The 24,884-nt window shown below is 56.6% G+C and carries 25 protein-coding genes; 16 read left to right on the top strand and 9 right to left on the bottom strand.

Annotated features, from left to right (window positions below; genetic code table 11):
* Positions 1-26: 26 nt before the first annotated feature.
* The 7 genes from hflK (at position 27) to rlmB (ending at position 7,867) form a co-directional block, all read left to right on the top strand.
* Complete coding sequence (gene hflK / locus LBF07_RS13670) at positions 27-1,286, top strand: FtsH protease activity modulator HflK (RefSeq protein WP_094935126.1); 1,260 nt, start codon at positions 27-29, stop codon at positions 1,284-1,286.
* Positions 1,287-1,288: 2 nt separating this feature from the next.
* On the top strand, positions 1,289-2,293 hold the full coding sequence (gene hflC / locus LBF07_RS13665) for a protease modulator HflC (RefSeq protein ID WP_023334250.1): 1,005 nt from the start codon (positions 1,289-1,291) through the stop codon (positions 2,291-2,293).
* A gap of 71 nt (positions 2,294-2,364) precedes the next feature.
* Positions 2,365-2,562 carry a DUF2065 domain-containing protein gene (locus LBF07_RS13660; RefSeq protein WP_003855996.1) on the top strand — a complete coding sequence of 66 codons (198 nt, stop codon included), beginning with the start codon at positions 2,365-2,367 and terminating at the stop codon, positions 2,560-2,562.
* Positions 2,563-2,666: 104 nt separating this feature from the next.
* Positions 2,667-3,965 carry an adenylosuccinate synthase gene (locus LBF07_RS13655; RefSeq protein ID WP_024907332.1) on the top strand — a complete coding sequence of 433 codons (1,299 nt, stop codon included), beginning with the start codon at positions 2,667-2,669 and terminating at the stop codon, positions 3,963-3,965.
* A 192-nt stretch (positions 3,966-4,157) separates the two neighbouring features.
* Entirely contained in the window at positions 4,158-4,583 is a 426-nt protein-coding gene (nsrR, locus tag LBF07_RS13650; RefSeq protein WP_023334253.1) for a nitric oxide-sensing transcriptional repressor NsrR, read from the top strand.
* 38 nt (positions 4,584-4,621) lie between these two features.
* Entirely contained in the window at positions 4,622-7,066 is a 2,445-nt protein-coding gene (gene rnr / locus LBF07_RS13645; protein ID WP_033144465.1) for a ribonuclease R, read from the top strand.
* Positions 7,067-7,132: 66 nt separating this feature from the next.
* Positions 7,133-7,867 carry a 23S rRNA (guanosine(2251)-2'-O)-methyltransferase RlmB gene (gene rlmB / locus LBF07_RS13640; RefSeq protein WP_010427468.1) on the top strand — a complete coding sequence of 245 codons (735 nt, stop codon included), beginning with the start codon at positions 7,133-7,135 and terminating at the stop codon, positions 7,865-7,867.
* A 90-nt stretch (positions 7,868-7,957) separates the two neighbouring features.
* Here the strand turns inward: rlmB and LBF07_RS13635 are convergent, their stop codons facing one another.
* Entirely contained in the window at positions 7,958-9,232 is a 1,275-nt protein-coding gene (locus LBF07_RS13635; RefSeq protein ID WP_094935127.1) for an MFS transporter, read from the bottom strand.
* A gap of 193 nt (positions 9,233-9,425) precedes the next feature.
* On the opposite strand from LBF07_RS13635, the gene LBF07_RS13630 reads away from it, so the two are divergent.
* Positions 9,426-11,048, top strand: a complete 1,623-nt coding sequence (locus LBF07_RS13630) for an isovaleryl-CoA dehydrogenase (RefSeq protein ID WP_094935128.1) — start codon at positions 9,426-9,428, stop codon at positions 11,046-11,048.
* Here LBF07_RS13630 and LBF07_RS13625 read toward each other — a convergent pair.
* The 3 genes from LBF07_RS13625 to bsmA all read right to left on the bottom strand — a co-directional run bounded on the left by LBF07_RS13625 (position 11,045) and on the right by bsmA (position 13,902).
* The gene (locus LBF07_RS13625; RefSeq protein ID WP_087823506.1) at positions 11,045-12,976 is read right to left on the bottom strand and encodes a methyl-accepting chemotaxis protein; all 1,932 of its coding nucleotides are present in this window, start codon (positions 12,974-12,976) and stop codon (positions 11,045-11,047) included. The two genes, LBF07_RS13630 and LBF07_RS13625, sit on opposite strands and share 4 nt — an antisense overlap.
* 172 nt (positions 12,977-13,148) lie before the next feature.
* On the bottom strand, positions 13,149-13,436 hold the full coding sequence (gene yjfN, locus LBF07_RS13620; protein WP_032665074.1) for a DUF1471 family protease activator YjfN: 288 nt from the start codon (positions 13,434-13,436) through the stop codon (positions 13,149-13,151).
* Between the two features lie 136 nt (positions 13,437-13,572).
* Complete coding sequence (gene bsmA, locus LBF07_RS13615) at positions 13,573-13,902, bottom strand: biofilm peroxide resistance protein BsmA (protein ID WP_029740376.1); 330 nt, start codon at positions 13,900-13,902, stop codon at positions 13,573-13,575.
* Between the two features lie 137 nt (positions 13,903-14,039).
* Between bsmA and yjfP the strand changes: the two genes are divergently transcribed.
* Positions 14,040-14,762 (top strand): esterase, encoded by a 723-nt coding sequence (yjfP, locus tag LBF07_RS13610; protein WP_094935129.1) that lies wholly within the window; start codon positions 14,040-14,042, stop codon positions 14,760-14,762.
* A gap of 167 nt (positions 14,763-14,929) precedes the next feature.
* On the opposite strand, the gene yjfY is transcribed toward yjfP, so the two are convergent.
* Positions 14,930-15,205: a DUF1471 family protein YjfY gene (gene yjfY / locus LBF07_RS13605; RefSeq protein ID WP_010427445.1), complete on the bottom strand. Its 276-nt coding sequence runs from the start codon at positions 15,203-15,205 to the stop codon at positions 14,930-14,932.
* 341 nt (positions 15,206-15,546) lie between these two features.
* Here yjfY and rpsF point away from each other — a divergent pair, with 341 nt between their 5' ends.
* From rpsF to rplI, 4 genes are read left to right on the top strand one after another with little or no spacing between them, the layout of a single operon-like run.
* A complete protein-coding gene (gene rpsF, locus LBF07_RS13600; RefSeq protein WP_014068637.1) occupies positions 15,547-15,942 on the top strand; it encodes a 30S ribosomal protein S6 in 396 nt (131 codons plus the stop codon).
* Positions 15,943-15,948: 6 nt separating this feature from the next.
* Entirely contained in the window at positions 15,949-16,263 is a 315-nt protein-coding gene (priB, locus tag LBF07_RS13595; protein WP_094935130.1) for a primosomal replication protein N, read from the top strand.
* A 4-nt stretch (positions 16,264-16,267) separates the two neighbouring features.
* On the top strand, positions 16,268-16,495 hold the full coding sequence (gene rpsR / locus LBF07_RS13590) for a 30S ribosomal protein S18 (protein WP_000135199.1): 228 nt from the start codon (positions 16,268-16,270) through the stop codon (positions 16,493-16,495).
* 41 nt (positions 16,496-16,536) lie between these two features.
* On the top strand, positions 16,537-16,986 hold the full coding sequence (gene rplI / locus LBF07_RS13585; RefSeq protein ID WP_023310148.1) for a 50S ribosomal protein L9: 450 nt from the start codon (positions 16,537-16,539) through the stop codon (positions 16,984-16,986).
* A gap of 67 nt (positions 16,987-17,053) precedes the next feature.
* Here rplI and LBF07_RS13580 read toward each other — a convergent pair whose 3' ends face one another.
* Positions 17,054-17,698 carry an OapA family protein gene (locus tag LBF07_RS13580; RefSeq protein ID WP_094935131.1) on the bottom strand — a complete coding sequence of 215 codons (645 nt, stop codon included), beginning with the start codon at positions 17,696-17,698 and terminating at the stop codon, positions 17,054-17,056.
* A 233-nt stretch (positions 17,699-17,931) separates the two neighbouring features.
* Here LBF07_RS13580 and fklB point away from each other — a divergent pair, with 233 nt between their 5' ends.
* Together fklB and cycA are read left to right on the top strand one after the other, a co-directional pair.
* The gene (gene fklB, locus LBF07_RS13575) at positions 17,932-18,552 is read left to right on the top strand and encodes an FKBP-type peptidyl-prolyl cis-trans isomerase (RefSeq protein WP_008502892.1); all 621 of its coding nucleotides are present in this window, start codon (positions 17,932-17,934) and stop codon (positions 18,550-18,552) included.
* A 310-nt stretch (positions 18,553-18,862) separates the two neighbouring features.
* The gene (gene cycA / locus LBF07_RS13570; protein ID WP_048977313.1) at positions 18,863-20,272 is read left to right on the top strand and encodes a D-serine/D-alanine/glycine transporter; all 1,410 of its coding nucleotides are present in this window, start codon (positions 18,863-18,865) and stop codon (positions 20,270-20,272) included.
* A gap of 96 nt (positions 20,273-20,368) precedes the next feature.
* On the opposite strand, the gene ytfE is transcribed toward cycA, so the two are convergent.
* Positions 20,369-21,031 carry an iron-sulfur cluster repair protein YtfE gene (ytfE, locus tag LBF07_RS13565; protein WP_094935132.1) on the bottom strand — a complete coding sequence of 221 codons (663 nt, stop codon included), beginning with the start codon at positions 21,029-21,031 and terminating at the stop codon, positions 20,369-20,371.
* Positions 21,032-21,274: 243 nt separating this feature from the next.
* Between ytfE and LBF07_RS13560 the strand changes: the two genes are divergently transcribed.
* On the top strand, positions 21,275-22,924 hold the full coding sequence (locus LBF07_RS13560) for a methyl-accepting chemotaxis protein (protein ID WP_063440651.1): 1,650 nt from the start codon (positions 21,275-21,277) through the stop codon (positions 22,922-22,924).
* A gap of 79 nt (positions 22,925-23,003) precedes the next feature.
* On the opposite strand, the gene LBF07_RS13555 is transcribed toward LBF07_RS13560, so the two are convergent.
* Together LBF07_RS13555 and LBF07_RS13550 are read right to left on the bottom strand one after the other, a co-directional pair.
* Positions 23,004-23,969, bottom strand: a complete 966-nt coding sequence (locus LBF07_RS13555; protein WP_094935133.1) for a DMT family transporter — start codon at positions 23,967-23,969, stop codon at positions 23,004-23,006.
* A gap of 75 nt (positions 23,970-24,044) precedes the next feature.
* Positions 24,045-24,869, bottom strand: coding sequence for an AraC family transcriptional regulator (locus tag LBF07_RS13550; RefSeq protein WP_033144477.1), 825 nt, complete (start codon positions 24,867-24,869; stop codon positions 24,045-24,047).
* Between the last annotated feature and the right edge of the window lie 15 nt (positions 24,870-24,884).

The following is a 24,884-nucleotide window of genomic DNA, read 5'->3' as shown; positions in this document are numbered from 1 at the left end:
TTGCATAACAAATATGGAGCATATACATGGCGTGGAATCAGCCCGGTAATAACGGACAAGACCGCGACCCGTGGGGAAGCAGCAAACCTGGCGGCAACTCTGAGGGAAATGGCAACAAAGGTGGTCGCGAGCAGGGGCCGCCGGATCTGGATGATATCTTCCGCAAACTGAGCAAGAAGCTTGGTGGCCTTGGCGGAGGAAAAGGTTCTGGCTCGGGTGGCAATTCCACTCAGAGCTCGCGCCCGCCAATGGGTGGCCGCGTAGTGGGCATCGTGGCCGCTGCGGTAGTCATCATCTGGGCAGCCAGCGGGTTCTACACCATTAAAGAAGCAGAACGCGGCGTAGTCACCCGTTTCGGTAAGTTCAGCCATCTGGTTGAGCCGGGTCTGAACTGGAAGCCGACCTTCATTGACGATGTGACCGCGGTAAACGTGGAATCTGTCCGTGAACTGGCCGCCTCTGGCGTGATGCTGACCTCTGACGAAAACGTGGTGCGCGTTGAGATGAACGTGCAGTACCGCGTGACCGATCCTGAGCGTTATCTGTTTAGCGTGACCAGCGCCGATGACAGCCTGCGTCAGGCGACCGACAGCGCCCTGCGTGGCGTGATCGGTAAATACACCATGGACCGTATTCTGACCGAAGGTCGTACCGTTATTCGTAGCGATACCCAGCGCGAGCTGGAAGAGACCATTCGTCCGTACAACATGGGTATTACCCTGCTGGACGTTAACTTCCAGGCTGCACGTCCGCCGGAAGAGGTGAAAGCCGCATTTGACGATGCGATTGCTGCCCGTGAAAACGAACAGCAGTACATCCGTGAAGCAGAAGCGTACACCAACGAAGTTCAGCCACGCGCTAACGGTCAGGCGCAGCGTATTCTGGAAGAAGCGCGCGCGTATAAGACGCAGACCATCCTGGAAGCTCAGGGTGAAGTGGCCCGCTTCGCGAAGATCCTGCCGGAATATAAAGCTGCACCGGAAATTACCCGTGAGCGTCTCTATATCGAGACCATGGAAAAAGTGCTGAGCCACACCCGCAAAGTGTTGGTTAACGACAATAAAGGCGGGAACCTGATGGTTCTGCCGCTGGATCAGATGCTGAAAGGCAGTTCTGCGCCAGCAGCGAAAGGCGACACCAGCGGCGCGAACAACCTGCTGCGTCTGCCGCCAGCCTCATCAGGCAGCGCCAGCACGAACACAACGCCTTCTTCGAACGATGGTGACATTATGGACCAACGCCGTGCTAACGCGCAGCGTAACGACTACCAGCGTCAGGGGGAATAAGGATGCGTAAGTCAGTTATTGCGATCATCGTCATCGTACTGGTCGCGCTTTATACCTCGATCTTTGTGGTGAAAGAAGGCGAGCGTGGGATTAAGTTCCAGTTCAGCAGCGTCGTGCGTGACGGCGACAAACGCCCGGTGATTTACGAGCCGGGTCTGCACTTCAAGGTGCCGTTTATTCAGTCCGTGAAAACGCTTGATGCGCGTATCCAGACCATGGATAACCAGGCCGACCGTTTCGTGACCAAAGAGAAGAAAGACCTGATCGTTGATTCCTATATCAAATGGCGCATCAGCGATTTCAGCCGTTACTTCCTGGCAACGGGCGGCGGTGACGTTTCTCAGGCAGAAGTGCTGCTGAAACGTAAGTTCTCTGACCGCCTGCGTTCCGAGATTGGTCGTCTGGATGTGAAAGACATCGTGACCGACTCCCGTGGTCGTCTGACCCTGGAAGTTCGCGATGCGCTGAACTCCGGTACAGCGGGCACTGAAGACGAAGTTTCAACGCCGGCAGCAGATGATGCGATTGCCAAAGCGGCTGAACGCGTTCAGGCGGAGACCAACGGTAAAGTGCCGGTGATCAACCCGAACAGTATGGCTGCGCTGGGTATCGAAGTCGTTGACGTGCGTATTAAGCAGATCAACCTGCCAGTAGAAGTGTCCGAGGCGATTTACAACCGTATGCGCGCCGAGCGTGAAGCGGTAGCCCGTCGTCACCGTTCACAGGGCCAGGAAGAGGCTGAGAAGCTGCGTGCTGCAGCGGACTACGAAGTCACCAAGACGCTGGCGGAATCTGAGCGCCAGGGCCGTATCCTGCGCGGTGAAGGCGATGCCGAAGCGGCGAAGCTGTTCGCGGATGCCTTCAGCCAGGATCCTGACTTCTACGCCTTTATCCGTAGCCTGCGCGCTTACGAGAATAGCTTCCAGAGCAACCAGGATGTGATGGTGCTCAGCCCGGACAGCGATTTCTTCCGTTATATGAAGACGCCGACTAACGCAACGCGATAAACTCAGGCCCGTTTGAGTATTCAAACCACCGCTCCCAACGGAGCGGTGGTTTTCTTTTATAAGGAATAAAAATGAATTCAACGATCTGGCTCGCACTGGCTTTGGTCCTTGTGCTGGAAGGTCTTGGACCGATGCTTTATCCGCGTGCCTGGCGCCGAATGATCGCCACGATGAGTCAGCTGCCGGATAATATTTTGCGTCGTTTTGGCGGCGGTCTTGTGGTTGCGGGCATCGTGATCTACTACATGTTGAGGAAAACGATTGGCTGATCAAAAAGTAGGCGCAATCGGCGTATTTTGAGGTCAAAAAGTGCTGTATATCTGAAAAAGCGATGGTAGAATCCATTTTTAAGCAAACGGTGATTTTGAAAAAAATGGGTAACAACGTCGTCGTACTGGGCACCCAATGGGGTGACGAAGGTAAAGGGAAGATTGTTGATCTTCTGACTGAACGGGCTAAATATGTTGTACGCTACCAGGGCGGTCACAACGCAGGCCATACTCTCGTAATCAACGGTGAAAAAACCGTCCTCCATCTTATTCCATCAGGCATTCTTCGTGATAACGTCACCAGCATCATCGGTAACGGCGTTGTGCTGTCTCCTGCTGCGCTGATGAAAGAGATGAAAGGTCTGGAAGACCGTGGTATCCCTGTTCGTGAGCGTCTGCTGCTCTCCGAAGCCTGCCCGCTGATCCTGGATTATCACGTGGCGCTGGACGTAGCGCGTGAGAAAGCGCGCGGCGCGAAAGCGATCGGCACCACCGGTCGTGGTATCGGTCCGGCTTACGAAGATAAAGTTGCACGTCGCGGTCTGCGCGTGGGCGACCTCTTCGACAAAGCAACCTTCGCTGAAAAACTGAAAGAAGTGATGGAATATCACAACTTCCAGCTGGTGAACTTCTACAAAGCTGACGCTGTTGACTACCAGAAAGTGCTGGATGACGTCATGGCGATCGCTGACATTCTGACCGGTATGGTTGTTGACGTATCCGATCTGCTGGACCAGGCGCGCAAGCGTGGCGATTTCGTCATGTTCGAAGGTGCGCAGGGTACGCTGCTGGACATCGACCACGGTACCTATCCGTACGTAACGTCCTCTAACACCACTGCAGGTGGCGTGGCGACCGGCTCTGGCCTGGGTCCACGTTATGTGGATTACGTACTGGGCATCATCAAAGCGTACTCCACTCGCGTGGGTGCGGGTCCATTCCCGACCGAGCTGTTTGATGAAACCGGCGAGTTCCTGTGCAAGCAGGGTAACGAGTTTGGCGCGACCACCGGTCGTCGTCGTCGTACCGGCTGGCTGGATGCGGTTGCAGTGCGTCGTGCGGTGCAGATCAACTCCCTGTCTGGCTTCTGCCTGACCAAGCTGGACGTACTGGACGGCCTGAAAGAAGTGAAAATCTGCGTAGGCTACCGTATGCCAGATGGCCGCGAAGTGACCACCACTCCGCTGGCTGCTGACGACTGGGAAGGCATTGAGCCAATCTACGAAACCATGCCGGGCTGGTCTGAGACCACTTTCGGTGTGAAAGAGCGTAGCGGCCTGCCGCAGGCGGCGCTGGATTACATCAAGCGTATTGAAGAACTGACCGAAGTGCCGATCGATATTATTTCTACCGGCCCGGATCGTACTGAAACGATGATCCTGCGCGACCCGTTCGACGCATAATCTTCGTGACTGCTGGCCTGCGGGGAGACCCGTAGGCCGGATAAGCGTAGCGCCATCCGGCGACCGCTCTTGGATCTCCGCTTTTTCGCCCCGTCTGTCAAATAAATTAGCCGCTAACTATCTGGCTGGTTTATCATCATTAATGAATATCTCTGCGGTTTGACCGCGTTTTCCCTTTTTCCTGAGGTTGATGTGCAGTTAACAAGTTTCACCGATTACGGCTTACGTGCGCTGATTTACATGGCGTCGTTACCCGAGGGGAAGATGACCAGTATCTCTGAAGTGACAGAGGTCTACGGCGTATCCCGTAATCATATGGTCAAAATAATCAATCAACTTAGTCGTGCCGGATACGTTGCTGCCGTCCGCGGGAAGAATGGTGGGATCCGTCTCGGTAAACCGGCACAGAGTATTCGTGTTGGCGATGTGGTACGTGAACTGGAGCCGCTGTCTCTGGTGAACTGCAGCAGCGAGTTCTGCCACATCACGCCCGCTTGCCGCCTGAAAAAGGCGCTTTCAAAGGCCGTGCAAAGTTTTCTCATGGAACTGGATAACTACACGCTGGCCGATTTGGTTGAAGAGAATCAACCGCTTTATAAATTATTGCTGGTGGAATGAAGAAAATTTCCACCGGAGCTGACAACGGAGGAACCGACATGTCACATGATCCTTTCCAGGAACGCGAAGCCGAAAAATACGCGAATCCTATTCCCAGCCGCGAGTTCATCATTGAACACTTAACAAAACGCGAAAAACCCGCCAATCGTGAAGAACTTGCCGTTGAATTAAACATTGAAGGTGAAGAGCAAATTGAAGCCCTTCGCCGCCGCCTGCGCGCGATGGAGCGTGACGGGCAGCTGGTCTTTACCCGCCGCCAGTGCTACGCGCTGCCAGAACGCCTCGATCTGCTGAAAGGGACCGTCATTGGTCACCGCGATGGCTTCGGCTTCCTGCGCGTGGAAGGCCGTAAGGACGATCTGTACCTCTCATCTGAACAGATGAAAATGTGCATCCACGGCGACCAGATCCTGGCGCAGCCGCTGGGCGCTGACCGTAAAGGCCGCCGCGAAGCGCGCGTGGTACGCGTTCTGGTGCCAAAAACCAGCCAGATCGTCGGCCGCTACTTTACCGACGCGGGCGTAGGCTTCGTGGTGCCGGACGACAGCCGTCTGAGCTTCGACATTCTGATCCCACCTGAAGAGGTGATGGGCGCCCGCATGGGCTTTGTGGTGGTGGTTGAACTCACCCAGCGCCCAACCCGTCGCACCAAAGCGGTAGGTAAAATCGTCGAAGTGCTTGGCGACAACATGGGCACCACGATGGCCGTTGATATGGCATTGCGTACCCATGAAATTCCGTACATCTGGCCGAAAGCGGTTGAAGAGCAGATCGAAAGCCTGCGCGAAGAAGTGCCGGAAGAATCCAAAGTGGGCCGCGTGGATCTGCGCTCCCTGCCGCTGGTCACTATTGATGGCGAAGACGCCCGCGACTTCGATGACGCCGTATACTGTGAGAAAAAACGCGGCGGTGGCTGGCGTCTGTGGGTTGCTATCGCTGACGTAAGCTATTACGTCCGTCCGCACACCCCGCTGGATAACGAAGCCCGCAGCCGCGGTACCTCGGTCTACTTCCCGTCCCAGGTCGTGCCGATGCTGCCGGAAGTGCTGTCTAACGGCCTGTGCTCCCTGAACCCGCAGGTTGACCGCCTCTGTATGGTTTGCGAGATGACCATCTCCACCAAAGGGCGCTTAACCGGCTACAAGTTCTACGAAGCGGTGATGAGCTCGCACGCGCGTCTGACCTATACCAAGGTCTGGCATATGCTGCAGGGCGACCAGGATCTGCGCGAACAGTACGCGCCGCTGGTCAAACATATCGAAGAGCTGCATAACCTCTACAAAACGCTGGATCAGGCGCGCGAAGAGCGCGGCGGGATCTCGTTTGAGAGTGAAGAGGCGAAATTCATTTTCAACGCCGAACGCCGCATTGAGCGTATCGAGCAGACCCAGCGTAACGACGCGCACAAGCTGATCGAAGAGTGTATGATCCTGGCGAATATCTCGGCGGCACGTTTCGTCGAGAAAGCCAAAGAGCCAGCGCTGTTCCGTATTCACGATAAGCCGACCACGGAAGCCATTACGTCGTTCCGCTCCGTGCTGGCTGAACTGGGTCTGGAACTGCCCGGAGGCAACAAGCCAGAGCCGCGCGATTACGCCGAGCTGCTGGAATCCATTAGCGATCGTCCGGATGCAGAAATGCTGCAGACGATGCTGCTGCGCTCTATGAAGCAGGCGATTTACGATCCGGAAAACCGCGGCCACTTCGGCCTGGCGCTGCAGTCTTACGCCCACTTTACGTCGCCGATCCGTCGTTATCCTGACCTCTCTCTGCACCGTGCGATCAAGTATCTGCTGGCGCAGGAGCAGGGCCATAAAGGGAACACCACCGAAACCGGTGGCTACCATTATTCGATGGAAGAGATGCTGCAGCTGGGTCAGCACTGCTCCATGGCCGAACGTCGTGCCGATGAAGCAACACGTGACGTGGCGGACTGGCTGAAGTGTGACTTTATGCTCGATCAGGTCGGTAACGTCTTTAAAGGCGTGATTGCCAGCGTGACCGGCTTTGGTTTCTTCGTTCGTCTGGACGAGCTGTTCATCGACGGTCTGGTGCACGTCTCCAGCCTGGATAACGACTACTACCGCTTCGACCAGGTCGGCCAGCGCCTGATTGGCGAGTCTGGCGGCCAGACCTATCGTCTGGGCGACCGTGTGGAAGTGAAGGTCGAAGCCGTGAATATGGACGACCGTAAGATCGACTTCAGCCTGATCTCCAGCGAGCGCGCGCCGCGTAACGTCGGTAAAACCGAGCGTGAAAGGGCGAAAAAAACCGGTAACGGTAAACCGGGCGGCGGTAAACGTCGTCAGGCGGGCAAGAAGGTAAACTTCGAGCCGGACAGCGCGTTCCGCGGCGAGAAGAAACAGAAGCCGAAGGCGGCGAAGAAAGAAGCTCGTTCAGCGAAAAAACCTTCCGCGAAAACGCAGAAAATCGCTGCCGCCACCAAAGCGAAGCGCGCGGCCAAGAAAAAGCAGGCGGAGTAAATTCTCCCCTCAACCTGACCCTCTCCCCAGCGGGGGGAGGGGAAATACTTATTACGAGAACCATCAATGAGTGAAATGATTTACGGCATCCACGCGGTGCAGGCCCTTCTCGAGCGCGCACCGGAGCGTTTTCAGGAAGTGTTTATTCTGAAAGGGCGTGAAGATAAGCGTCTGATGCCGCTGATCCACGCCCTGGAAGCGCAGGGCGTGGTGATCCAGCTGGCGAATCGCCAGTTCCTGGATGAGAAAAGCGAAGGCGCGGTCCACCAGGGGATCATTGCCCGCGTGAAGCCGGGTCGTCAGTATCAGGAAAACGATCTGCCGGATCTGATTGCTGAGCTGGATAACCCGTTCTTCCTGATCCTCGACGGCGTTACCGATCCGCACAACCTCGGGGCGTGCCTGCGCAGCGCCGATGCGGCGGGCGTGCACGCGGTGATCGTGCCGAAAGATCGCTCCGCGCAGCTGAACGCGACGGCGAAGAAGGTGGCCTGCGGCGCGGCGGAAAACGTTCCGCTGATCCGCGTGACTAACCTGGCGCGCACTATGCGTCTGCTGCAGGAAGAGAATATCTGGATCGTCGGTACCGCCGGTGAAGCGGATCATACTCTGTACCAGAGCAAAATGACCGGCCGTCTGGCGCTGGTGATGGGTGCGGAAGGCGAAGGCATGCGTCGTCTCACCCGCGAGCACTGCGACGAGCTGATCAGCATCCCGATGGCGGGCAGCGTGTCGTCCCTGAACGTTTCCGTTGCGACGGGCATCTGCCTGTTTGAAGCGGTGCGTCAGCGCGGAGAATAAACAGCAAGGCCGTCCACAGGACGGCCTTTTGTGTTTTCTCCCTCTCCCCGTTGGAGAGGGGCGGGGTGAGGGCACCTGACGGTGACAACCTCACTCCTCCAGTGACCGCAAATGGTCGTCCTTCCTCAGCGTCATCAGCGCGAAAATACTCACTACCGCCGTCGCCATCACGTAATACGCCGGAATATCCAGGTTGCCCGTCTGCTTAATCAGCCCGGTAATAATTAACCCTGCGCATCCCGAGAAAATCGCGTTCGACAACGAGTAGGCCAGCCCCAGCCCCGTATAGCGCACGCGCGTCGGGAACATCTCAGATAGCATCGCCGGGCCCGGACCCGCCAGCATGCCCACCAGACCGCCCGCAATCAGCACCACAACAGCCTTCACCGCCAGCGTGCTCGACTCCGCCTGAAGAATTTTCAGCAGCGGCAGGGCGAGGATCAGCAGCAGCGCGGTGGCGAGAATCATCACCGTGCGGCGGCCGATCCGGTCGCTCAGGATCCCCGACGGAATGATGGTGAGTGCAAAACCAATATTTGAAATCACCGCTATCAACAGCGCCTGGTTGAACCCGGTGTGCAGCGCCGACTGAAGATAGGTCGGCATAATCACCAGGTAGGTATACCCCGCCGCAGACCAGACCATGACGCGCCCAATCCCCATCACGATGGCCCGGAGCGTGGCGACAGTATCCGCCTGAGCGACAGCCGGTTTATCCTGCTGCAGCACAAAGCTGGGCGTTTCCTCCATGCTGACCCGAAGCCACAGCGCAACGACGCCCATGGGCAGCGCCAGGAAGAACGGAATGCGCCAGCCCCAGTCGTGCAGGGCTTCAGGGGTGAGAAGGGTGGAGAGCAGCGCCACGATGCCTGCGCCCGCCAGCAGCCCCAGCGCCACGGTAAAGGACTGCCACGCGCCATAGAGCCCACGCTTGCCGCGCGGGGCGAACTCCGTCATCAGCGAGACCGCACCGCCGTACTCGCCGCCCGCGAACAGCCCCTGCAGGATGCGCAGCAGCGTAATAATCAGCGGCGCGGCAATCCCGATGCTGGCGTAGACCGGCACAACGCCGATGGCGGCGGTAGCGAGCGTCATCAGCACCAGCACGATAATTAGCGTCGGCTTACGGCCAATCCGGTCGCCGATGCGGCCAAACACCACCGCACCCAGCGGGCGGAAGAAGAAGGCGATGGCAAACGAGGCGTAGGTGAGGATCAGGCTGGTCAGCCCCGCCTCTCCTTCAAGCTGGAAGAAGTTTTTCGCAATGACGGTCGCCAGAAAACCGTAGACCGCAAACTCATACCACTCGATAAAGTTACCAATGGAGCCTGCAATTAATGCTCGCTTGTGCGCGTCCGGTTGCATAACGATCCTCACTTAAGGTTGTAAGAATAAATTATTCAACAAAAGCGGAGTCATGAAATAGTTTATTCTTATGTTCTGTGAGCTATTTCACGAATGATATCAGCGGGATCGTGAACGTGTGACTCCCCTCCCATGCAGCGTGCGCGCGGTCTGTCCATACTTATCGTCATTGCCACTGAAGGAGGGAGACTGCATGCACTGGCAGACCCATACCGTTTTCAATCAACCTGCACCGCTTTCCAACAGCAACCTTTTCCTCTCGGACTGCGCCCTGCGCGATGCGGTCGCGCGTGAAGGGGCCGAGTGGGATATTGAGCTGCTCGCCAGCATCGGACAGCAGTTAGGCACCGCGGAGTCGCTGGAGCTGGGCCGGCTGGCAAACGTTAATCCTCCGGAGTTACTACGCTATGACGCCACCGGGGAGCGGCTGGACGACGTGCGTTTTCATCCGGCATGGCACTTGCTGATGCAGGGGCTTTGCGCCAACCGCGTGCATAACCTGGCGTGGGAAGAGGAGGCGCGTAAAGGGGCGTTTGTCGCTCGGGCCGCACGCTTTGTGCTTCATGCTCAGGTGGAGGCGGGCACGCTTTGCCCGGTCACCATGACGTTCGCCGCCACGCCGCTGCTGCAGCAGGCGCTCCCCAAAGCATTTCACGACTGGCTGACGCCGCTGCTCAGCGATCGCTATGATCCGCACCTTGCCCCCGGCGCGCAAAAGCGCGGCCTGCTGATCGGCATGGGGATGACGGAAAAGCAGGGCGGCTCGGACGTGCTCAGCAACACCACCAAAGCGGAAAAATGCAGCGACGGCAGCTACAGGCTGGTGGGGCATAAATGGTTTTTCTCCGTCCCGCAAAGCGATGCGCATCTGGTACTGGCCCAGGCGAAGGGCGGGCTGTCCTGCTTTTTTGTGCCGCGCTTTTTGCCTGACGGACAGCGCAACGCCGTGCGGCTGGAGCGCCTTAAGGACAAGCTCGGGAACCGCTCCAACGCCAGCAGCGAGGCGGAGTTCCTCGATGCCTCCGGCTGGCTGCTGGGGGAAGAGGGCGAAGGGGTACGGCAGATCCTCAAAATGGGCGGTCTGACGCGCTTTGACTGCGCGCTGGGCAGCCACGGACTGATGCGTCGGGCGCTCTCGGTGGCGCTGTACCATGCCCACCAGCGTCAGACCTTCGGCAAAAACCTCATCGATCAGCCTTTAATGCGCGAGGTATTAAGCCGGATGGCGCTGGTGCTGGAGGGGCAAACGGCGCTGCTGTTCCGCCTGGCCCGGGCGTGGGACAAGCGTGCCGATCCGCAAGAGGCCGCCTGGGCGCGGCTGTTTACCCCGGCGGCGAAATTTAGCGTCTGTAAAGCAGGCATCCCGTTTGTGGCTGAGGCGATGGAGGTGCTGGGTGGGAATGGATATTGCGAAGAGAGCGAACTTCCCCGCCTGTACCGCGAGATGCCGGTGAACAGCATCTGGGAAGGGTCAGGAAATATTATGTGCCTGGACGTTCTGCGCGTGCTGGCGAAGCAGCCGGGTATTCACGACCTGCTTGCCGACGAGTTTGCGCAGGTGAAAGGGCAGGACAGACACTTCGACCGCAGCTGGCGACAGCTTCAGCAAAAACTGCGTAAACCGCAGGAGGCACAGGGGCGGGAGATCGCGCAGCAGCTTTTCTTGCTGGGTGCCGGAAGCCAGATGCTGCGGCACGCATCGCCCCCGGTGGCGCAGGCGTGGTGCCGTATGATGCTGGATACCCGTGGCGGCACGCTGATGAGCGAGCAGGTGCAAAGCGACCTGCTGCTGCGTGCGACGGGCAGAGTCGGTTAGCCTTTTAGCTGGAACAGGCTCACCAGCTGAGTCAGGTGTGAACCCTTCTCGCGCAGCGTTTGAGCGGTTTGCTCGCTGCGTGAGATGCGGTCGGCATTGATATGCGACGCTTCGCCAATATGGGTCATGGCGAGGTTCACCTGGCCGATCCCGGCGGACTGCTCGCGTGAGGCATGGTTAATCTCGGTGACCAGCTGGCTGATGTTATCGATATGAATGATGATGTCGTCCATCGCCAGGCGCGTCCGTTCAGACAGCGCATGACCCTCACTCACTTTTCTGAGCGTATCGCCAATCAGCTGCTCAATCTCCTTCACCGCGTTAGCGCTGCGACCCGCCAGCGCGCGAACTTCCTGCGCGACTACCGCAAACCCTTTTCCGTGCTCGCCTGCGCGGGCCGCTTCCACTGCCGCGTTCAGCGCCAGAATATTGGTCTGGAAAGCGATGGATTCGATCACGCGCGTGATGTCTTCGATGCGTTTTGACGCTTCGCGAATGTCGTCCATGGTCGACACCGCGTGGGTGACCGTCTCACCGCCCTGATGGACCGCGAGCGAGGTTTCACCCACCAGCTGCTGCGTTTGCTCCATGTTGGCGGCATTTTGCTGCACGGTGGCGGCCAGCTGCTCCATGCTGGCGGACGTCTCCTCCACGCTGCTGGCCTGCTTGTTGATCTGCTCTGAAATCTCGCCAGTGTCGGCGGCCAGCGCGTTGGTGCCCAAATGGATCTCGCCTGCGGCCTCACGAACCTGCAGCACAATTTTTTGCAGGCCGCCGCCGATACCGTTGATAGCATCGATCAGCTGGCCGACTTCGTCCTGACGCGTCACGGGCAGGCTGGAACGGAGATCCCCTGCGGCATATTGTCGGGCAAGATGGATCACGTTGCGCAGCGGTCGGGTCAGCACGCGGCGAATAATGACCACGAACAGGCCAGCAAAAAGGATGGATAAGGCCACGCCGGCCAGCAGGAAGCGATCGCGCATGGCGGTAACGCTTGAGAGCAGCACCGATTTATCCACTTCGCCCACGATAGTCCAGTTCCAGCCCGGCAGCGGGGTATAGGCCATTTTCAGCGTCCGGCCGTCGTCGCTTGTACGCTCCAGCGTGCCGGGTTTGTCACTCAGAAGCTGTTGCTGCGTCGCGCCGTCCCACTGCGGCAGTTTTCCCTCTTCGCTGGCGTGGAACAGGTATTGCCCGCGCGTTTTGCCGTTGCTGCGATCCAGCACGAAGAAGCGACCGCTCTCGCCCAGGCGGCGGTTGAGGATTTTCTCGCGCATGACGTTCCAGGAGTGGGTGATGTCCACCCCGACAAAGACGATCGCAATGACCTGCCCTTCGGCGTTTTTAACGGGCTGGTACTGGGTGATGTAGCGTTTGCCGAACAGCAGCGCCAGGCCGCGGTACACTTCACCTTTGTTGACGGCGGCAAAGGCCGGGCTGGCGTTATCCAGAACGGTACCCATTGCCCGATCGCCATTCTCTTTGCGCAGGGAAGTGGCTACGCGCACAAAGTCGTTACCGCTGCGTACAAACAGCGTCGAAATGGCTCCCGTACGGTTCAGGAACTCGTCCGAAAGGGTGTTATTTTCATGCAGCCCGGTGTCTCCGCCTTTCAGAAGCGGAACGCTAAGTCCGTTAATCGTCTGGGGTTGGGAATTATCAATGTTCAGGGGCTGCGGTAAGAAGGTGGTAAACAGGCGGGTATAGCTCTCAACCTCTTCACTCAGGCTGGTGTTGAACATCTGCACCATGTCGACCATGCCGGTGGACTGATTATGCAGATCTTCGACCGCAAGGGCTTCAAGCTGCTGGCTGGCTTTTTGGCTGAGCAGAAAAGTGAATAGCAGAAACAGCGTGGCGACACTGACGCCAGTTAGCAGCGAGAGTTTCGACCCCAGGCCCGCACGGCGGAAAAAGTTGATCATAAATTGCTCATCATTGAAAAGTTATGGTTCTTCAACGGCAGAGCGGGGATTACGTTTACTGTTTTAATGTAACAAAATGTTATTTAATTGTTCTTTATTGGTTTTATATAAGATAAAAAATTTGCAAAAACGGAAAGCCACTAAAAATAAGTGGCTTTTATCAGGAGGGAGTTTACACGTAGAGAATGGCCTGTACCCGCCAGCGATCGATATGGTTATCTTCCTGCATCTGGATGATGCGATACCATGAAGCACCCTGCTCATCGGCCTTTAATGCCACGACACGTTCAACGTCTTGCGGGCTCCCCGAGATATTATTCACGGAGATCTGGCCAATTTCATTCAGGCCAGTCACACAATCAGCACTGGCGAATTCTGCTGACTGCGCGGTGGTGCTCAGCAGGCCTGCTGAGAGCAACAGTGAGGTCAAAGCAAGAGTTCGTTTCATCGTCAGCTCCATTTCACATATATCCGGTATCCGCCGGGCAATCCTTCGCTAATAAACTCCCTTCCATTGATGCGGGCGTGGAGTTTATTGTGGACAGGAAAATGTCTATGGACGCAAAGCAGTGTAAATCTCGTTCAAAGGAAAACCATTATTTGCGGTACAAAATGGCCTGTGAATACCACTGTCCCGTTATGATGGTTTCGTCGATCATAATGATGACGTAATAATCTGCTTTGGCGGCGACGGCCTGTGCTTTTATTGCCGATTCTGCGTCATCCGGAGAGCCGCGAACCAGCGCGGAGATGGTGCCCATTCGTTGTAATCCTTCCGTCTGATTACGACGAATCTCCTGTGGATGATCGGCGACCGGTGGAGCGGGTTGCGGCGTTCCCTGCAGCGCGCTACAGCCACTCAGCAGAAACACCAGCAATAAAGCAGCAAACCTGCGCATAACCATATCTCGTTTCCTGATAGCCATAGTGTAGTTGTCTGTGAATTTAGTTTTGGGGGAATGTTCCCGAAGTGTTATCTGGTACGTATATTTCGAATGAAAATGACGCGAAAGCGTAACCCAGTTCTCAACATTATGAATCATAGATTCGCACAGGGTCGACAATGATTGAAATTGAAATACGCCACCTCGGCGACCATGAAATTTTACACGCGATGCCGGTGGGTAAACGTGATAAACCGCTGCCTGTTGTCGTTTTTTATCACGGGTTTACCTCATCGAAGCTGGTTTACAGTTATTTTGCGGTAGCGCTGGCGCAGGCGGGTTTTCGCGTGGTGATGCCAGATGCACCCGACCATGGCGCACGCTTTACGGGTAATGAACAGGCGCGGCTGGGTCAGTTCTGGCAGATTCTGCACGGGAGTCTGACCGAGTTTGCCGGGCTGCGCGATGCGCTTTATGGGGCAGGGCTGGTGGCCGACAATCGTCTGGCGGTAGCCGGGGCATCGATGGGCGGTATGACGGCGCTGGGGATTATTACGCATCATCCTGAAGTGAAGTCTGTCGCCTGTCTGATGGGCTCGGGCTACTTTACTTCGCTGGCGAAGACCCTCTTTCCCCCTCAGGATTTAACGGAAATGACCGCGACGCTGGCAGAGTGGGAAGTGACCCGGGCATTGCCGCGCGTGGCCGATCGCCCGCTGCTGCTGTGGCACGGTGACGCGGATGATGTGGTCCCGCCCGAGGGAACCTTCCGTCTGCAGCAGGCGTTAATGAATGAAGGGCTGGACGCTAATCTGACCTGTCTGTGGGAACCGGGCGTCCGCCACCGCATTACGCCAACGGCGCTGGACGCTACGGTGGCTTTTTTCCGCCAGCACCTGTAAACGCGCAGGACTTTGACGCCCTTACCTTCCAGCATGTGAAGGATCTCAGGGGGCTCTTTTACCGGGAGTATTCCGGAGCCATTCAAAAAAAAAGCCCCCGGGCAGGGGGCAACGTCAACTATGGCTATGTTCTCGTTGTTGGCTTTCCTGGTGCTAGCGTTAAAGCGTTATCGGTAAATATCTGCACTGGCGTGCATGTTGCCGTTGCTGCCGGGCTCACGGGTTAACATCACGTGATAATAGGTTGCGCCCTGCGCATCGGTTTCTTCGTTTAATGCCTGATCTGCTTCACTTTCCGTGGCGAAATTATGATTGATGTAAATTACGCCCAAGCTTTGCACATCATCCATGTTTCTGGCCTGTCGGCTGTCTATCTTGATGGCTGCCATCGCGTTTGCACTGAGCAAAAGCGCCGCCATTATGGCTAATGCGATTTTTTTCATGATATGCGCTCCACGACTACGTGCTGCGAGAGGGGGGATGCTCCTTCTTTAATTCAGGCGATCTCTGATTAAAGTGTAATCACTCATCCGGCGGGGATGCGTGACCATTTCTGATGCAGTTGTTCAAAAAAACAACGCTTCCGGGTGTGACCAATTTTAAATCACCCACTTAGACCCGCTTCGCGCTTTGTGCGAATTATTTGTGCAATCAGCTTGAGTTTCCAGGGGCGCGCAAGTATTATGACGCGTCAATTTTTCAGCCGACCTTTAACACGTTCCTTGCCTCCCCGGGCCTCGGCTGACCCAGACAGGAGGCTGAATAATCCGTAAGGAGCAATTCGATGCGTCATTACGAAATCGTTTTTATGGTCCATCCTGACCAGAGCGAACAGGTTCCGGGTATGATCGAGCGTTACTCTGCTGCCATCACTGGTGCAGAAGGTACGATCCACCGTCTGGAAGACTGGGGCCGCCGTCAGCTGGCTTACCCGATCAACAAACTGCACAAAGCACACTACGTTCTGATGAACGTTGAAGCGCCGCAGGAAGTGATCGATGAGCTGGAAACTACCTTCCGCTTCAACGATGCCGTTATCCGCAGCATGGTTATGCGTACCAAAAACGCAGTTACCGAAGCATCTCCGATGGTTAAAGCGAAAGACGAGCGCCGTGAGCGTCGCGATGATTTCGCAAACGAAACCGCAGATGATTCTGATGCTGGGGATTCTGAAGAGTAATTTCTGATGGCCAACCGTCTGGCGTTGTCCGGCATCGTATGCAGGGCTCCCCTTCGAAAGGTCAGTCCATCAGGAATTCCGCATTGCCAGTTCGTGCTTGAGCATCGTTCTGTGCAAGAGGAAGCCGGGTTTCACCGGCAGGCGTGGTGCCAAATGCCCGTTATTATTAGCGGACACGAAAACCAGGCCATTACTCACAGTTTAACGGTCGGTAGCGCAGTAATCGTTCAGGGGTTCATCTCTTGCCACAAGGCAAAGAACGGCCTGAGCAAAATGGTTCTGCATGCCGAGCAGATTGATTTGATAGATTCTGGAGACTAGCCATATGGCACGTTATTTCCGTCGTCGCAAGTTCTGCCGTTTCACCGCGGAAGGCGTTCAAGAGATCGACTATAAAGATATCGCAACGCTGAAAAACTACATCACCGAAAGCGGTAAGATTGTCCCAAGCCGTATCACCGGTACTCGTGCAAAATACCAGCGTCAGCTGGCTCGCGCTATCAAACGCGCTCGCTACCTGTCCCTGCTGCCGTACACTGATCGTCATCAGTAATCGGGCACGGTCCATTAATACGACTTTAAGAGGATAAGGTAATGCAAGTTATTCTGCTTGATAAAGTAGCAAACCTGGGCAGCCTGGGTGATCAGGTTAACGTTAAAGCGGGTTACGCACGTAACTTCCTGGTTCCACAGGGTAAAGCTGTTCCAGCTACCAAGAAAAACGTAGAGTTTTTCGAAGCACGTCGCGCTGAACTGGAAGCCAAACTGGCTGACGTTCTGGCGGCTGCTAACGCTCGCGCTGAAGCAATCAACGCACTGGGCACCGTTACCATCGCGTCTAAATCAGGCGACGAAGGTAAACTGTTCGGTTCCATCGGTACTCGCGATATCGCTGATGCAGTTTCTGCAGCAGGCGTTAAAGTGGCTAAGAGCGAAGTTCGTCTGCCGAACGGCGTTCTGCGTACCACTGGTGAGCACGAAGTTGACTTCCAGGTTCACAGCGAAGTGTTCGCTAAACTGGTTGTTAACGTTGTAGCTGAGTAATTTTTTACTCTGCTCACGTTGAAACGCCGGCCTTGTGCCGGCGTTTTGCTTTTTAGAGAACCGGGTCTTAACGCGCCCTGATAAAACTGCCGTCTGGCTGGCGGGTAAACAGCACCTGTTGTCCATTTCCCGTATCAATCGTTAACCCTGTCACCACCCCGCTGGCATTCTGGCGAACCTGTACCATCTGTCCATTCTGCAGATTACTGAGCGGTTTACCCGCACCTTCCACCTTCGCCATGGCATACACGTCGGTTGGCGGCAGATTGTGGTCGCGGAACAGCTGTGCCAGAGTTTTGCCCGGCTCTACGCGATAGGAACGCCACTGTTGCTCAATACCGGTAGGCTTTTGCGTCTGAGGCTGAGACGGGGCGGCGGCTTGATCCTGCGGCTGTTCATCCTGAATAGGTTCTGGCTCAACCGGCGCGACCTGACCCGGATCGTTAGACGGGGTCACAAGCTGCGTCTGCATCGGCTGTGCGTCATGCTGCGGCCGCGTCTGCGACTGAATGTCCAGCTGAGCATTGCGGGTGACGGGTGCGGTATCGACATCATCGCCCCCGGAAGGAAGCAGGAAGCCCACGATCACCATCAGCGCGCCAATGATGATCCCTCTGCGATGCAGAGGAGGCAGCGGGTCCATGATGCGAAAATTGTCCGGCGCCTGCCAGATTTTCGCCAGGGTAGGTTTCAGTTCAAATCGCCCGGGCATGGCACTCCTCCTGCTCCGCGTATTTTTTATCCTGTGCCCCGAAGTATAGTTTGCTAACTGCCTGAACGGCGTAGTAAACCCGACATCCGTGACATCAGTTCGGGATTAATCCTGGTTATCTCTATTGTTTCTGTTTCGTCGCGGTTTGTCACCTTAACTTCAGACAAAGTTTTACCCATAAGGGCATGGCTGATATGCTGCCCGCTACTTTAAATGTGATGGAAGGAAAACCCATGACCACCCCGACTTTTGACACTATCGAAGCGCAGGCAAGTTACGGTATCGGCTTGCAGGTAGGACAGCAGCTGAGCGAATCCGGCCTGGAAGGTCTGTTACCAGAAGCGCTGGTGGCGGGTATCGCTGACGCGCTGGAAGGCAAACAGCCTGCCGTTCCGGTAGACGTTGTGCACCGTGCGCTGCGTGAAATCCACGAACGTGCTGACGCCGTGCGTCGCGCGCGCTTCGAAGAGATGGCTGCCGAAGGTGTGAAATATCTGGAAGAGAACCGCGAGCGTGAAGGCGTGAACAGCACCGAGTCTGGTCTGCAGTTCCGCGTGATCAATCAGGGCGACGGCGCAATCCCGGCGCGTACCGACCACGTTCGCGTGCATTACACCGGTAAACTGATCGACGGTACCGTGTTCGACAGCTCCGTGGCGCGCGGCGAACCGGCTGAGTTCCCGGTCAACGGCGTGATCGCAGGCTGGATCGAAGCTCTGACCCTGATGCCGGTCGGTTCCAAATGGGAACTGACTATCCCGCATAACCTGGCCTACGGCGAGCGCGGCGCTGGCGCGTCCATTCCGCCATTCAGCACCCTGGTCTTTGAAGTCGAGCTGCTGGAAATTCTGTAATCGACTTTTCTTATTTCCTCTTCCCGGTTGGGGAGAGGAAATAGTGTTAAAACCTATAGTTACGACGTAATCAATATTTTATCTTGCAAACGAAACTGTTGCGTGTATTTTTGTGAGCTGTTTCGCGCTGTATGAGTGATATGACACTCACTTTCAACATATTATTAACATAATATCTAAATCATAGTATTCATCCCGCCGATTCTTACCTAATATCGATTAGCCCTTACAAGGGAACGTCATCTTTTGACGTATTTAAAGGCCAGAAGAGCCTTAACAACACAGACAGGCATAAACAGGAAAATATCACATGGTAGATCAGGTCAAAGTCGTCGCCGACGAAGAGGCGTCGTCTGAACAGTCGCTACGGCGCAATCTCACTAACCGTCATATTCAGCTCATTGCGATTGGGGGTGCCATCGGTACCGGGCTGTTTATGGGGTCAGGCAAAACCATCAGTCTCGCCGGGCCGTCGATCATATTCGTTTATATGATCATCGGTTTTATGCTCTTCTTCGTGATGCGTGCAATGGGTGAACTGCTGCTCTCGAACCTCGAATACAAATCCTTTAGCGACTTCGCTTCTGACCTGCTCGGGCCGTGGGCGGGCTATTTTACCGGCTGGACCTACTGGTTCTGCTGGGTTGTCACCGGTATGGCGGACGTCGTGGCGATTACCGCCTACGCGCAGTTCTGGTTCCCGGGGCTGTCGGACTGGGTCGCCTCGCTGGCGGTCATTGTTCTGCTGCTGAGCCTTAACCTCGCCACCGTTAAAATGTTCGGTGAGATGGAGTTCTGGTTCGCGATGATCAAAATCGTGGCGATTGTCGGGCTTATCGTCGTGGGGCTGGTGATGGTGCTCACCCACTTCCAGTCGCCAACGGGCGTTCAGGCGTCGTTTACCCATCTGTGGAATGACGGCGGCTGGTTCCCGAAAGGCATTAGCGGCTTCTTTGCCGGCTTCCAGATCGCGGTTTTTGCTTTCGTGGGCATTGAGCTGGTGGGCACGACGGCAGCGGAGACCAAAGATCCCGAGAAGTCTCTCCCGCGCGCGATTAACTCTATTCCGCTGCGTATCATCATGTTCTACGTCTTCGCGCTGATCGTCATTATGTCCGTGACGCCGTGGAGCTCCGTGGTGCCAACCAAGAGCCCGTTCGTTGAGCTGTTCGTGCTGGTAGGCCTGCCTGCTGCCGCGAGCCTGATTAACTTCGTGGTGTTGACCTCTGCTGCCTCGTCTGCCAACAGCGGCGTATTCTCCACCAGCCGTATGCTGTTTGGTCTGGCGCAGGAAGGCGTGGCGCCGAGCGCGTTCGCCAAGCTGTCGAAGCGCGCGGTACCGGCAAAAGGGTTGACCTTCTCCTGCATGTGCCTGCTGGGCGGCGTGGTGATGCTCTACGTGAACCCAAGCGTGATTGGCGCGTTCACCATGATCACCACGGTCTCAGCGATCCTGTTTATGTTCGTCTGGACCATCATCCTCTGTTCATACCTGGTGTACCGCAAGCAGCGCCCGCACCTGCATGAAAAATCGATCTACAAGATGCCGCTGGGCAAGCTGATGTGCTGGGTGTGCATGGCGTTCTTCGTCTTCGTGCTGGTTCTGCTGACGCTGGAAGATGATACCCGTCAGGCACTCATCGTCACGCCGCTGTGGTTTATCGCGCTGGGGCTGGGCTGGGTGTTTATCGGTAAGAAACGTATGGCAGGCGTAAGGTAAAAGCAAAACGGCAACTTCGGTTGCCGTTTTTAGTTTTTGCACCCTCTCCCCGTGGGAGAGGGCCGGGGGGAGGGCATCAGGCCGCAGCGGCCTTTTTTATTCCCCAGCTAATGCCCGCGGGAACAGAACGTTGTTCTCAAGACTGATGTGTTCCATCAGGTCGTCAATCATCTCGTTAATGCCGTTGTACATCGCTTTCCACGTTGTGCACGCTTCTGGCGGCGGCGTGACGTTGTGGGTGGTGTGTTTGATCACTTCCAGCAGCTCACCCGCATCATCGTGCTCGCTTTCCATCACGCTGATAGGCCCCATCGCCTGGCTTCCCATTCCCTGTTTAATCATCGGGAAGAGGATCTGCTCTTCTTTCATCATATGGCTGGAAAGCTCTTCGTGCAGCAGGGTCAGGTATTTCGCCAGACCGCGCGGTACGGAAGGTTTGTCGGCATGTACGCGCTCGACTTTGGTTGCCTGCAGGATCAGTTCCGGCAGCTGTTCACGGTGACGGTCATGGTATCGCACGATGATATGGTCGATGATTTCAGCGAGCGGGGCGGTTCGCCAGTCTTTGTCGGCGGGCTGCCCGGCCAGCTGCGCCAGCTCTGCTTCAATCACCTCAACGTCCAGTTCCTTGCGTGAGGCCGCACGCGCCAGGGTTTGCTTACCACCGCAGCAGTAATCCATATCGTATTTACGGAACAGCGCAGAAGCGCGAGGAATGGAGAGCGCCAGCTCGCCAAGGGGTTGGTCGCGAAAGGCCATAGCAGTTACCTCGTCATCAATAATATAAGGTGCATATTAAATGCATCTTTAAGCCAGCGCTATAACCCTTTAGAGGGAAGGGGAAAGTGAGATGCAGATCACAAAAAAATACCCCGTTTAACTCTCTGAATGGACTTAGGAAAGTGGTTTAGAAACTTTTTAAAGGTGTAGAAACAGTAAACAACCCGCCGCGCCTGCCGATATATCCACGTCAGACAAACCTGCATATAACAAAGGCAACGCATGTTTAAACGTATAAAAGTCATTACCCTTCTGATTTCGGTGCTGCTTGTGCTCGGCATCATGCAAGTGATTTCCGCGGGTATCTTTATCAACGCGCTGAATAACGATAAAGACAACTTCACCGTGTCGCAGCTCTCCAGCAAGAACGTGGCGGAGTTTACCGATGCGTGGATCAGCCTGAACCAGGCGCGCGTGACGCTGAACCGCGGGATGCTGCGTCTGCAAAGCAGCATGGCCTCTCAGATTAACGGTGGGCAGCTTAATGAGCTGGTCAACACGGCGAAAAATCTGCTCGCCGATGCGCAGGTCCATTACGATAAATACTATGCCCTGCCAAATACGCCGGGCCTGGACGAGAACCTGGCTAACCGGCTTGAAGAGCAGTACCGCATTTACTCTGCAACGCTGACGCAAATGAACGTCCTGCTGAGCCAGGGCAATCTGGAAGACATGTTCAAGCAGAACGCGGAGCAAAAGCAGACCGCGATGCAGGCGGTTTACCGTGAATGGCGTGAAGCGCAGGCAACGCTCACCGATAAAGGCATCCAGGACAATGAAAGCGACTACAAGCGCATCCTGTGGATCCTCTCTGCGGTTATGCTGCTGGTGATTGTGGTGATTATTTCCAGCTGGGTAGCCATGCGCCGCGTGCTGCTGCTGCCTCTGGAAGAGGTGATTAACCATATTCGCGCCATTGCGGCGGGAGATTTAACCCAGCCGATTCAGGCTGAAGGTAAGAACGAAATGGCTATCCTGGCGCGCAACGTTCAGGAGATGCAGACCTCGCTGGCGAACACCGTGGGCGTGGTGCGTGAAGGTGCGGATACCATCTACACCGGTGCCGGTGAAATTTCTGCCGGCAGCAACGACCTCTCTTCCCGTACCGAGCAGCAGGCCGCGTCTCTGGAAGAGACGGCAGCCAGCATGGAACAGCTGACGGCAACCGTGAAGCAGAACGCCGATAACGCGCGTCAGGCTTCCCGTCTGGCGCTGGACGCCTCCTCAACGGCGAAGAAGGGCGGTAACGTGGTGGAAGGCGTGGTGCGTACAATGGACGAAATCGCCACCAGTTCCAGTAAAATCGCGCAAATTACTAACGTGATCGACGGTATTGCCTTCCAGACTAACATTCTGGCGCTGAACGCGGCGGTTGAAGCGGCGCGCGCGGGCGAGCAGGGCCGTGGTTTTGCGGTGGTAGCAGGGGAGGTCCGTACTCTCGCACAGCGCAGCGCCCAGGCGGCGAAAGAGATCAAAGCGCTGATCGATGATTCCGGCGAGCGCGTGAACGCGGGCTCCCAGCTGGTCAACGAAGCCGGGGAGACGATGGCAGAGATCGTTAATGCGGTCACCCGCGTCACCGACATCATGGGTGAAATTGCCTCGGCCTCTGACGAGCAGAGCCGCGGTATTGACCAGGTGGGCCAGGCGGTAGCCGAGATGGACCGCGTGACCCAGCAGAACGCATCGCTGGTAGAGGAATCTGCGGCCGCGGCGGCGGCGCTGGAAGATCAGGCTGCCCGCCTGAACGAAGCGGTGGCGGTGTTCAAAATCACCCGCAACCAGGCGGTCAAAGCGGCGCCGGTGAAAACCTATGTACCTAAAGCGCAGCCCGTAGCGGCGGCGTCTGAAGGGAACTGGGAAACGTTTTAAGGGCTTGCCCGGTGGCGGCTACGCCTTACCGGGCCTACGATTTTGTAGGCCCTGCAAGCGCAGCGCCGCTGGGCAATGCTCACATCTCCGAAGCCGGAATGACCCTCGGTTTTTCCGGCTTCGCTCTTACCGCCATCACCACTCCCACCACCAGCAGCGCGATCCCGCAGGCCGTGAATAACGGCGGTAAGCTCTGGCGCATCAGGAAGGTATAAAGCAGTCCGGCCAGGGTTTCGAAGACAATCAGCGGCCCTAAAATCACCGTCGGCAGCTTCTGGCTGGCAATGTTCCAGCACAGCGCGCCCACCCATGAGCACAGCACCGCAATCGCAACCATCAGGCCGATAAAAACCCAGGGTCTTGGCCCGAAGGGTTGGGCGAAGTCTGGCTGTTGATGGCCTAACCAGATGCACGCGCCGGCATAGCCCACCAGCGAGACGGGCAGCGTAACCAGCGCCTGCGCCGTCGCCCACATCATCGGATGCTTGTCAGGGTTCTCCCGCAGCCAGCGCGCGTTGCGCAGGGCATACCATGCCCAGCACGCCACGGAAATGAACGCCAGCACAATGCCAGAGCCGTAACGCCACAGGTCAACATCCGCCTGCCCGTGATGCAGCTCGGCAATATTGACGCATACCAGCCCCATGGCGGTGCATACCAGCGCCGGCGCCATTTTTGACCACGCCAGTTTGCCATCGCGGTGGCTGTAGAGCAGGTTAGCAAAGACGGGAATGACGACCGGCAGCGTGCCGATAATCATGGTAGATACCGGCGCACCGGTACGCTGAATGGCACTCGCAAGGCAAACGTAGTAGATAAGATTGCCCATCATGGTCAGCGCCAGCGCGGTGCCCCAGTCCTGACGGCTGAGCTGACGCAAGCGCGCGCGTCCCAGCCACGCCAGGGGCAGGGCAATCAGCCCGAGCGCCAGATAGCGTCCGGTCGACTGCAGTATTGCCGGATACTCGGGCACGATCAGCGGGCCGACAAAAATAAGCCCCCACATCATCCCGGCCAGCAGGGCATACAACACTCCACTAATCATTTTTCCATCCACAGGTATTTACGCTGCATGCAGTGTAGGAGGGGAAAATGCGTGCGTATTGTATGAGATTGCGCATTAGCGCCGGGTGACCTGCTTCTGGTAGCGCACGGGCGTAATGCCGTAGCGGCGGGTAAACGCGCGGGTTAAGTGGGACTGGTCGGTCAGCCCGGTCGCGGCTGCCACTTCGGCGGCTGGCATGCCGTGGGTGAGGAACGCTTTAGCGCGCCAGAGGCGAATGGCCATCAGCATCTGGTGCGGCGTAACGTGAAAATGGGCTTTGAACTGGCGCTGGAAATGGTACGGGCTCAGCGAAACGACGCTGGCCAGCTCGTCCAGCGTCAGGGCGTGCATGTAGTTGTCGTGCAGGTACTCGCGCACGCGTTCGAAGCGGTGCGCGCCTTCCTGAATCACCGGCGCGTGATGGGCCAGCGGCTGGAAGGTCTCAATCAGATCCAGCAGTAATCCTTTTTGCGCAAGCGGATCGTCCGTATGCCACAATCCGTAAATCAGCCTGCCGATTTGCTGCGAGCGCAGCGGGTCATGACGCGTGACATCGCTAAACCACCAGTGCCGGAGGCCGGTCACCTCTTCCAGAAGATCGGGTTCGATATAGACCATCCGGTAGCGCCAGCCGCCTTCGGTGGCGGATTCGCCGGTATGGATCTCGTCCGGGTTCATGGTGACGACGGATTTTTCCGCCGCGAGATGCTGGGTACCGCGATAGCGAAAGCGTTCGGCACCGGTTTCAATCGTGCCGATCCCGAAGGCTTCATGGGTGTGAGGCTCAAAGGCGTAGTCAGAAATATGCGCGTGATAAAGCTCCAGGCCCGGCAGCTGCGCCAGATGGCGAAAGCGCGCGCTGTCTCTTTCATCATTAAACTGTTCCGGTACGCCTTGCACGTTGAGCCTCCTCGT

This window comes from Enterobacter cloacae complex sp. ECL352 (genome assembly GCF_020149545.1).
GTDB lineage: Bacteria > Pseudomonadota > Gammaproteobacteria > Enterobacterales > Enterobacteriaceae > Enterobacter > Enterobacter asburiae_B.
This window is presented reverse-complemented; position numbering and strand designations above follow the sequence as displayed.

Coding starts and splice junctions, on each gene's coding strand:
- fklB (WP_008502892.1), top strand. CDS start 17,932: ATGACCACCCCGACTTTTGACACTATCGAAGCGCAGGCAAGTTACGGT.
- rpsR (WP_000135199.1), top strand. CDS start 16,268: ATGGCACGTTATTTCCGTCGTCGCAAGTTCTGCCGTTTCACCGCGGAA.
- rnr (WP_033144465.1), top strand. CDS start 4,622: ATGTCACATGATCCTTTCCAGGAACGCGAAGCCGAAAAATACGCGAAT.
- LBF07_RS13635 (WP_094935127.1), bottom strand. CDS start 9,232: ATGCAACCGGACGCGCACAAGCGAGCATTAATTGCAGGCTCCATTGGT.
- cycA (WP_048977313.1), top strand. CDS start 18,863: ATGGTAGATCAGGTCAAAGTCGTCGCCGACGAAGAGGCGTCGTCTGAA.
- LBF07_RS13660 (WP_003855996.1), top strand. CDS start 2,365: ATGAATTCAACGATCTGGCTCGCACTGGCTTTGGTCCTTGTGCTGGAA.
- rlmB (WP_010427468.1), top strand. CDS start 7,133: ATGAGTGAAATGATTTACGGCATCCACGCGGTGCAGGCCCTTCTCGAG.
- LBF07_RS13655 (WP_024907332.1), top strand. CDS start 2,667: ATGGGTAACAACGTCGTCGTACTGGGCACCCAATGGGGTGACGAAGGT.
- yjfN (WP_032665074.1), bottom strand. CDS start 13,436: ATGGAGCTGACGATGAAACGAACTCTTGCTTTGACCTCACTGTTGCTC.
- ytfE (WP_094935132.1), bottom strand. CDS start 21,031: ATGGCCTTTCGCGACCAACCCCTTGGCGAGCTGGCGCTCTCCATTCCT.
- rpsF (WP_014068637.1), top strand. CDS start 15,547: ATGCGTCATTACGAAATCGTTTTTATGGTCCATCCTGACCAGAGCGAA.
- LBF07_RS13555 (WP_094935133.1), bottom strand. CDS start 23,969: ATGATTAGTGGAGTGTTGTATGCCCTGCTGGCCGGGATGATGTGGGGG.
- LBF07_RS13625 (WP_087823506.1), bottom strand. CDS start 12,976: ATGATCAACTTTTTCCGCCGTGCGGGCCTGGGGTCGAAACTCTCGCTG.
- hflC (WP_023334250.1), top strand. CDS start 1,289: ATGCGTAAGTCAGTTATTGCGATCATCGTCATCGTACTGGTCGCGCTT.
- yjfY (WP_010427445.1), bottom strand. CDS start 15,205: ATGAAAAAAATCGCATTAGCCATAATGGCGGCGCTTTTGCTCAGTGCA.
- hflK (WP_094935126.1), top strand. CDS start 27: ATGGCGTGGAATCAGCCCGGTAATAACGGACAAGACCGCGACCCGTGG.
- bsmA (WP_029740376.1), bottom strand. CDS start 13,902: ATGGCTATCAGGAAACGAGATATGGTTATGCGCAGGTTTGCTGCTTTA.
- LBF07_RS13630 (WP_094935128.1), top strand. CDS start 9,426: ATGCACTGGCAGACCCATACCGTTTTCAATCAACCTGCACCGCTTTCC.
- LBF07_RS13560 (WP_063440651.1), top strand. CDS start 21,275: ATGTTTAAACGTATAAAAGTCATTACCCTTCTGATTTCGGTGCTGCTT.
- rplI (WP_023310148.1), top strand. CDS start 16,537: ATGCAAGTTATTCTGCTTGATAAAGTAGCAAACCTGGGCAGCCTGGGT.
- priB (WP_094935130.1), top strand. CDS start 15,949: ATGGCCAACCGTCTGGCGTTGTCCGGCATCGTATGCAGGGCTCCCCTT.
- yjfP (WP_094935129.1), top strand. CDS start 14,040: ATGATTGAAATTGAAATACGCCACCTCGGCGACCATGAAATTTTACAC.
- LBF07_RS13580 (WP_094935131.1), bottom strand. CDS start 17,698: ATGCCCGGGCGATTTGAACTGAAACCTACCCTGGCGAAAATCTGGCAG.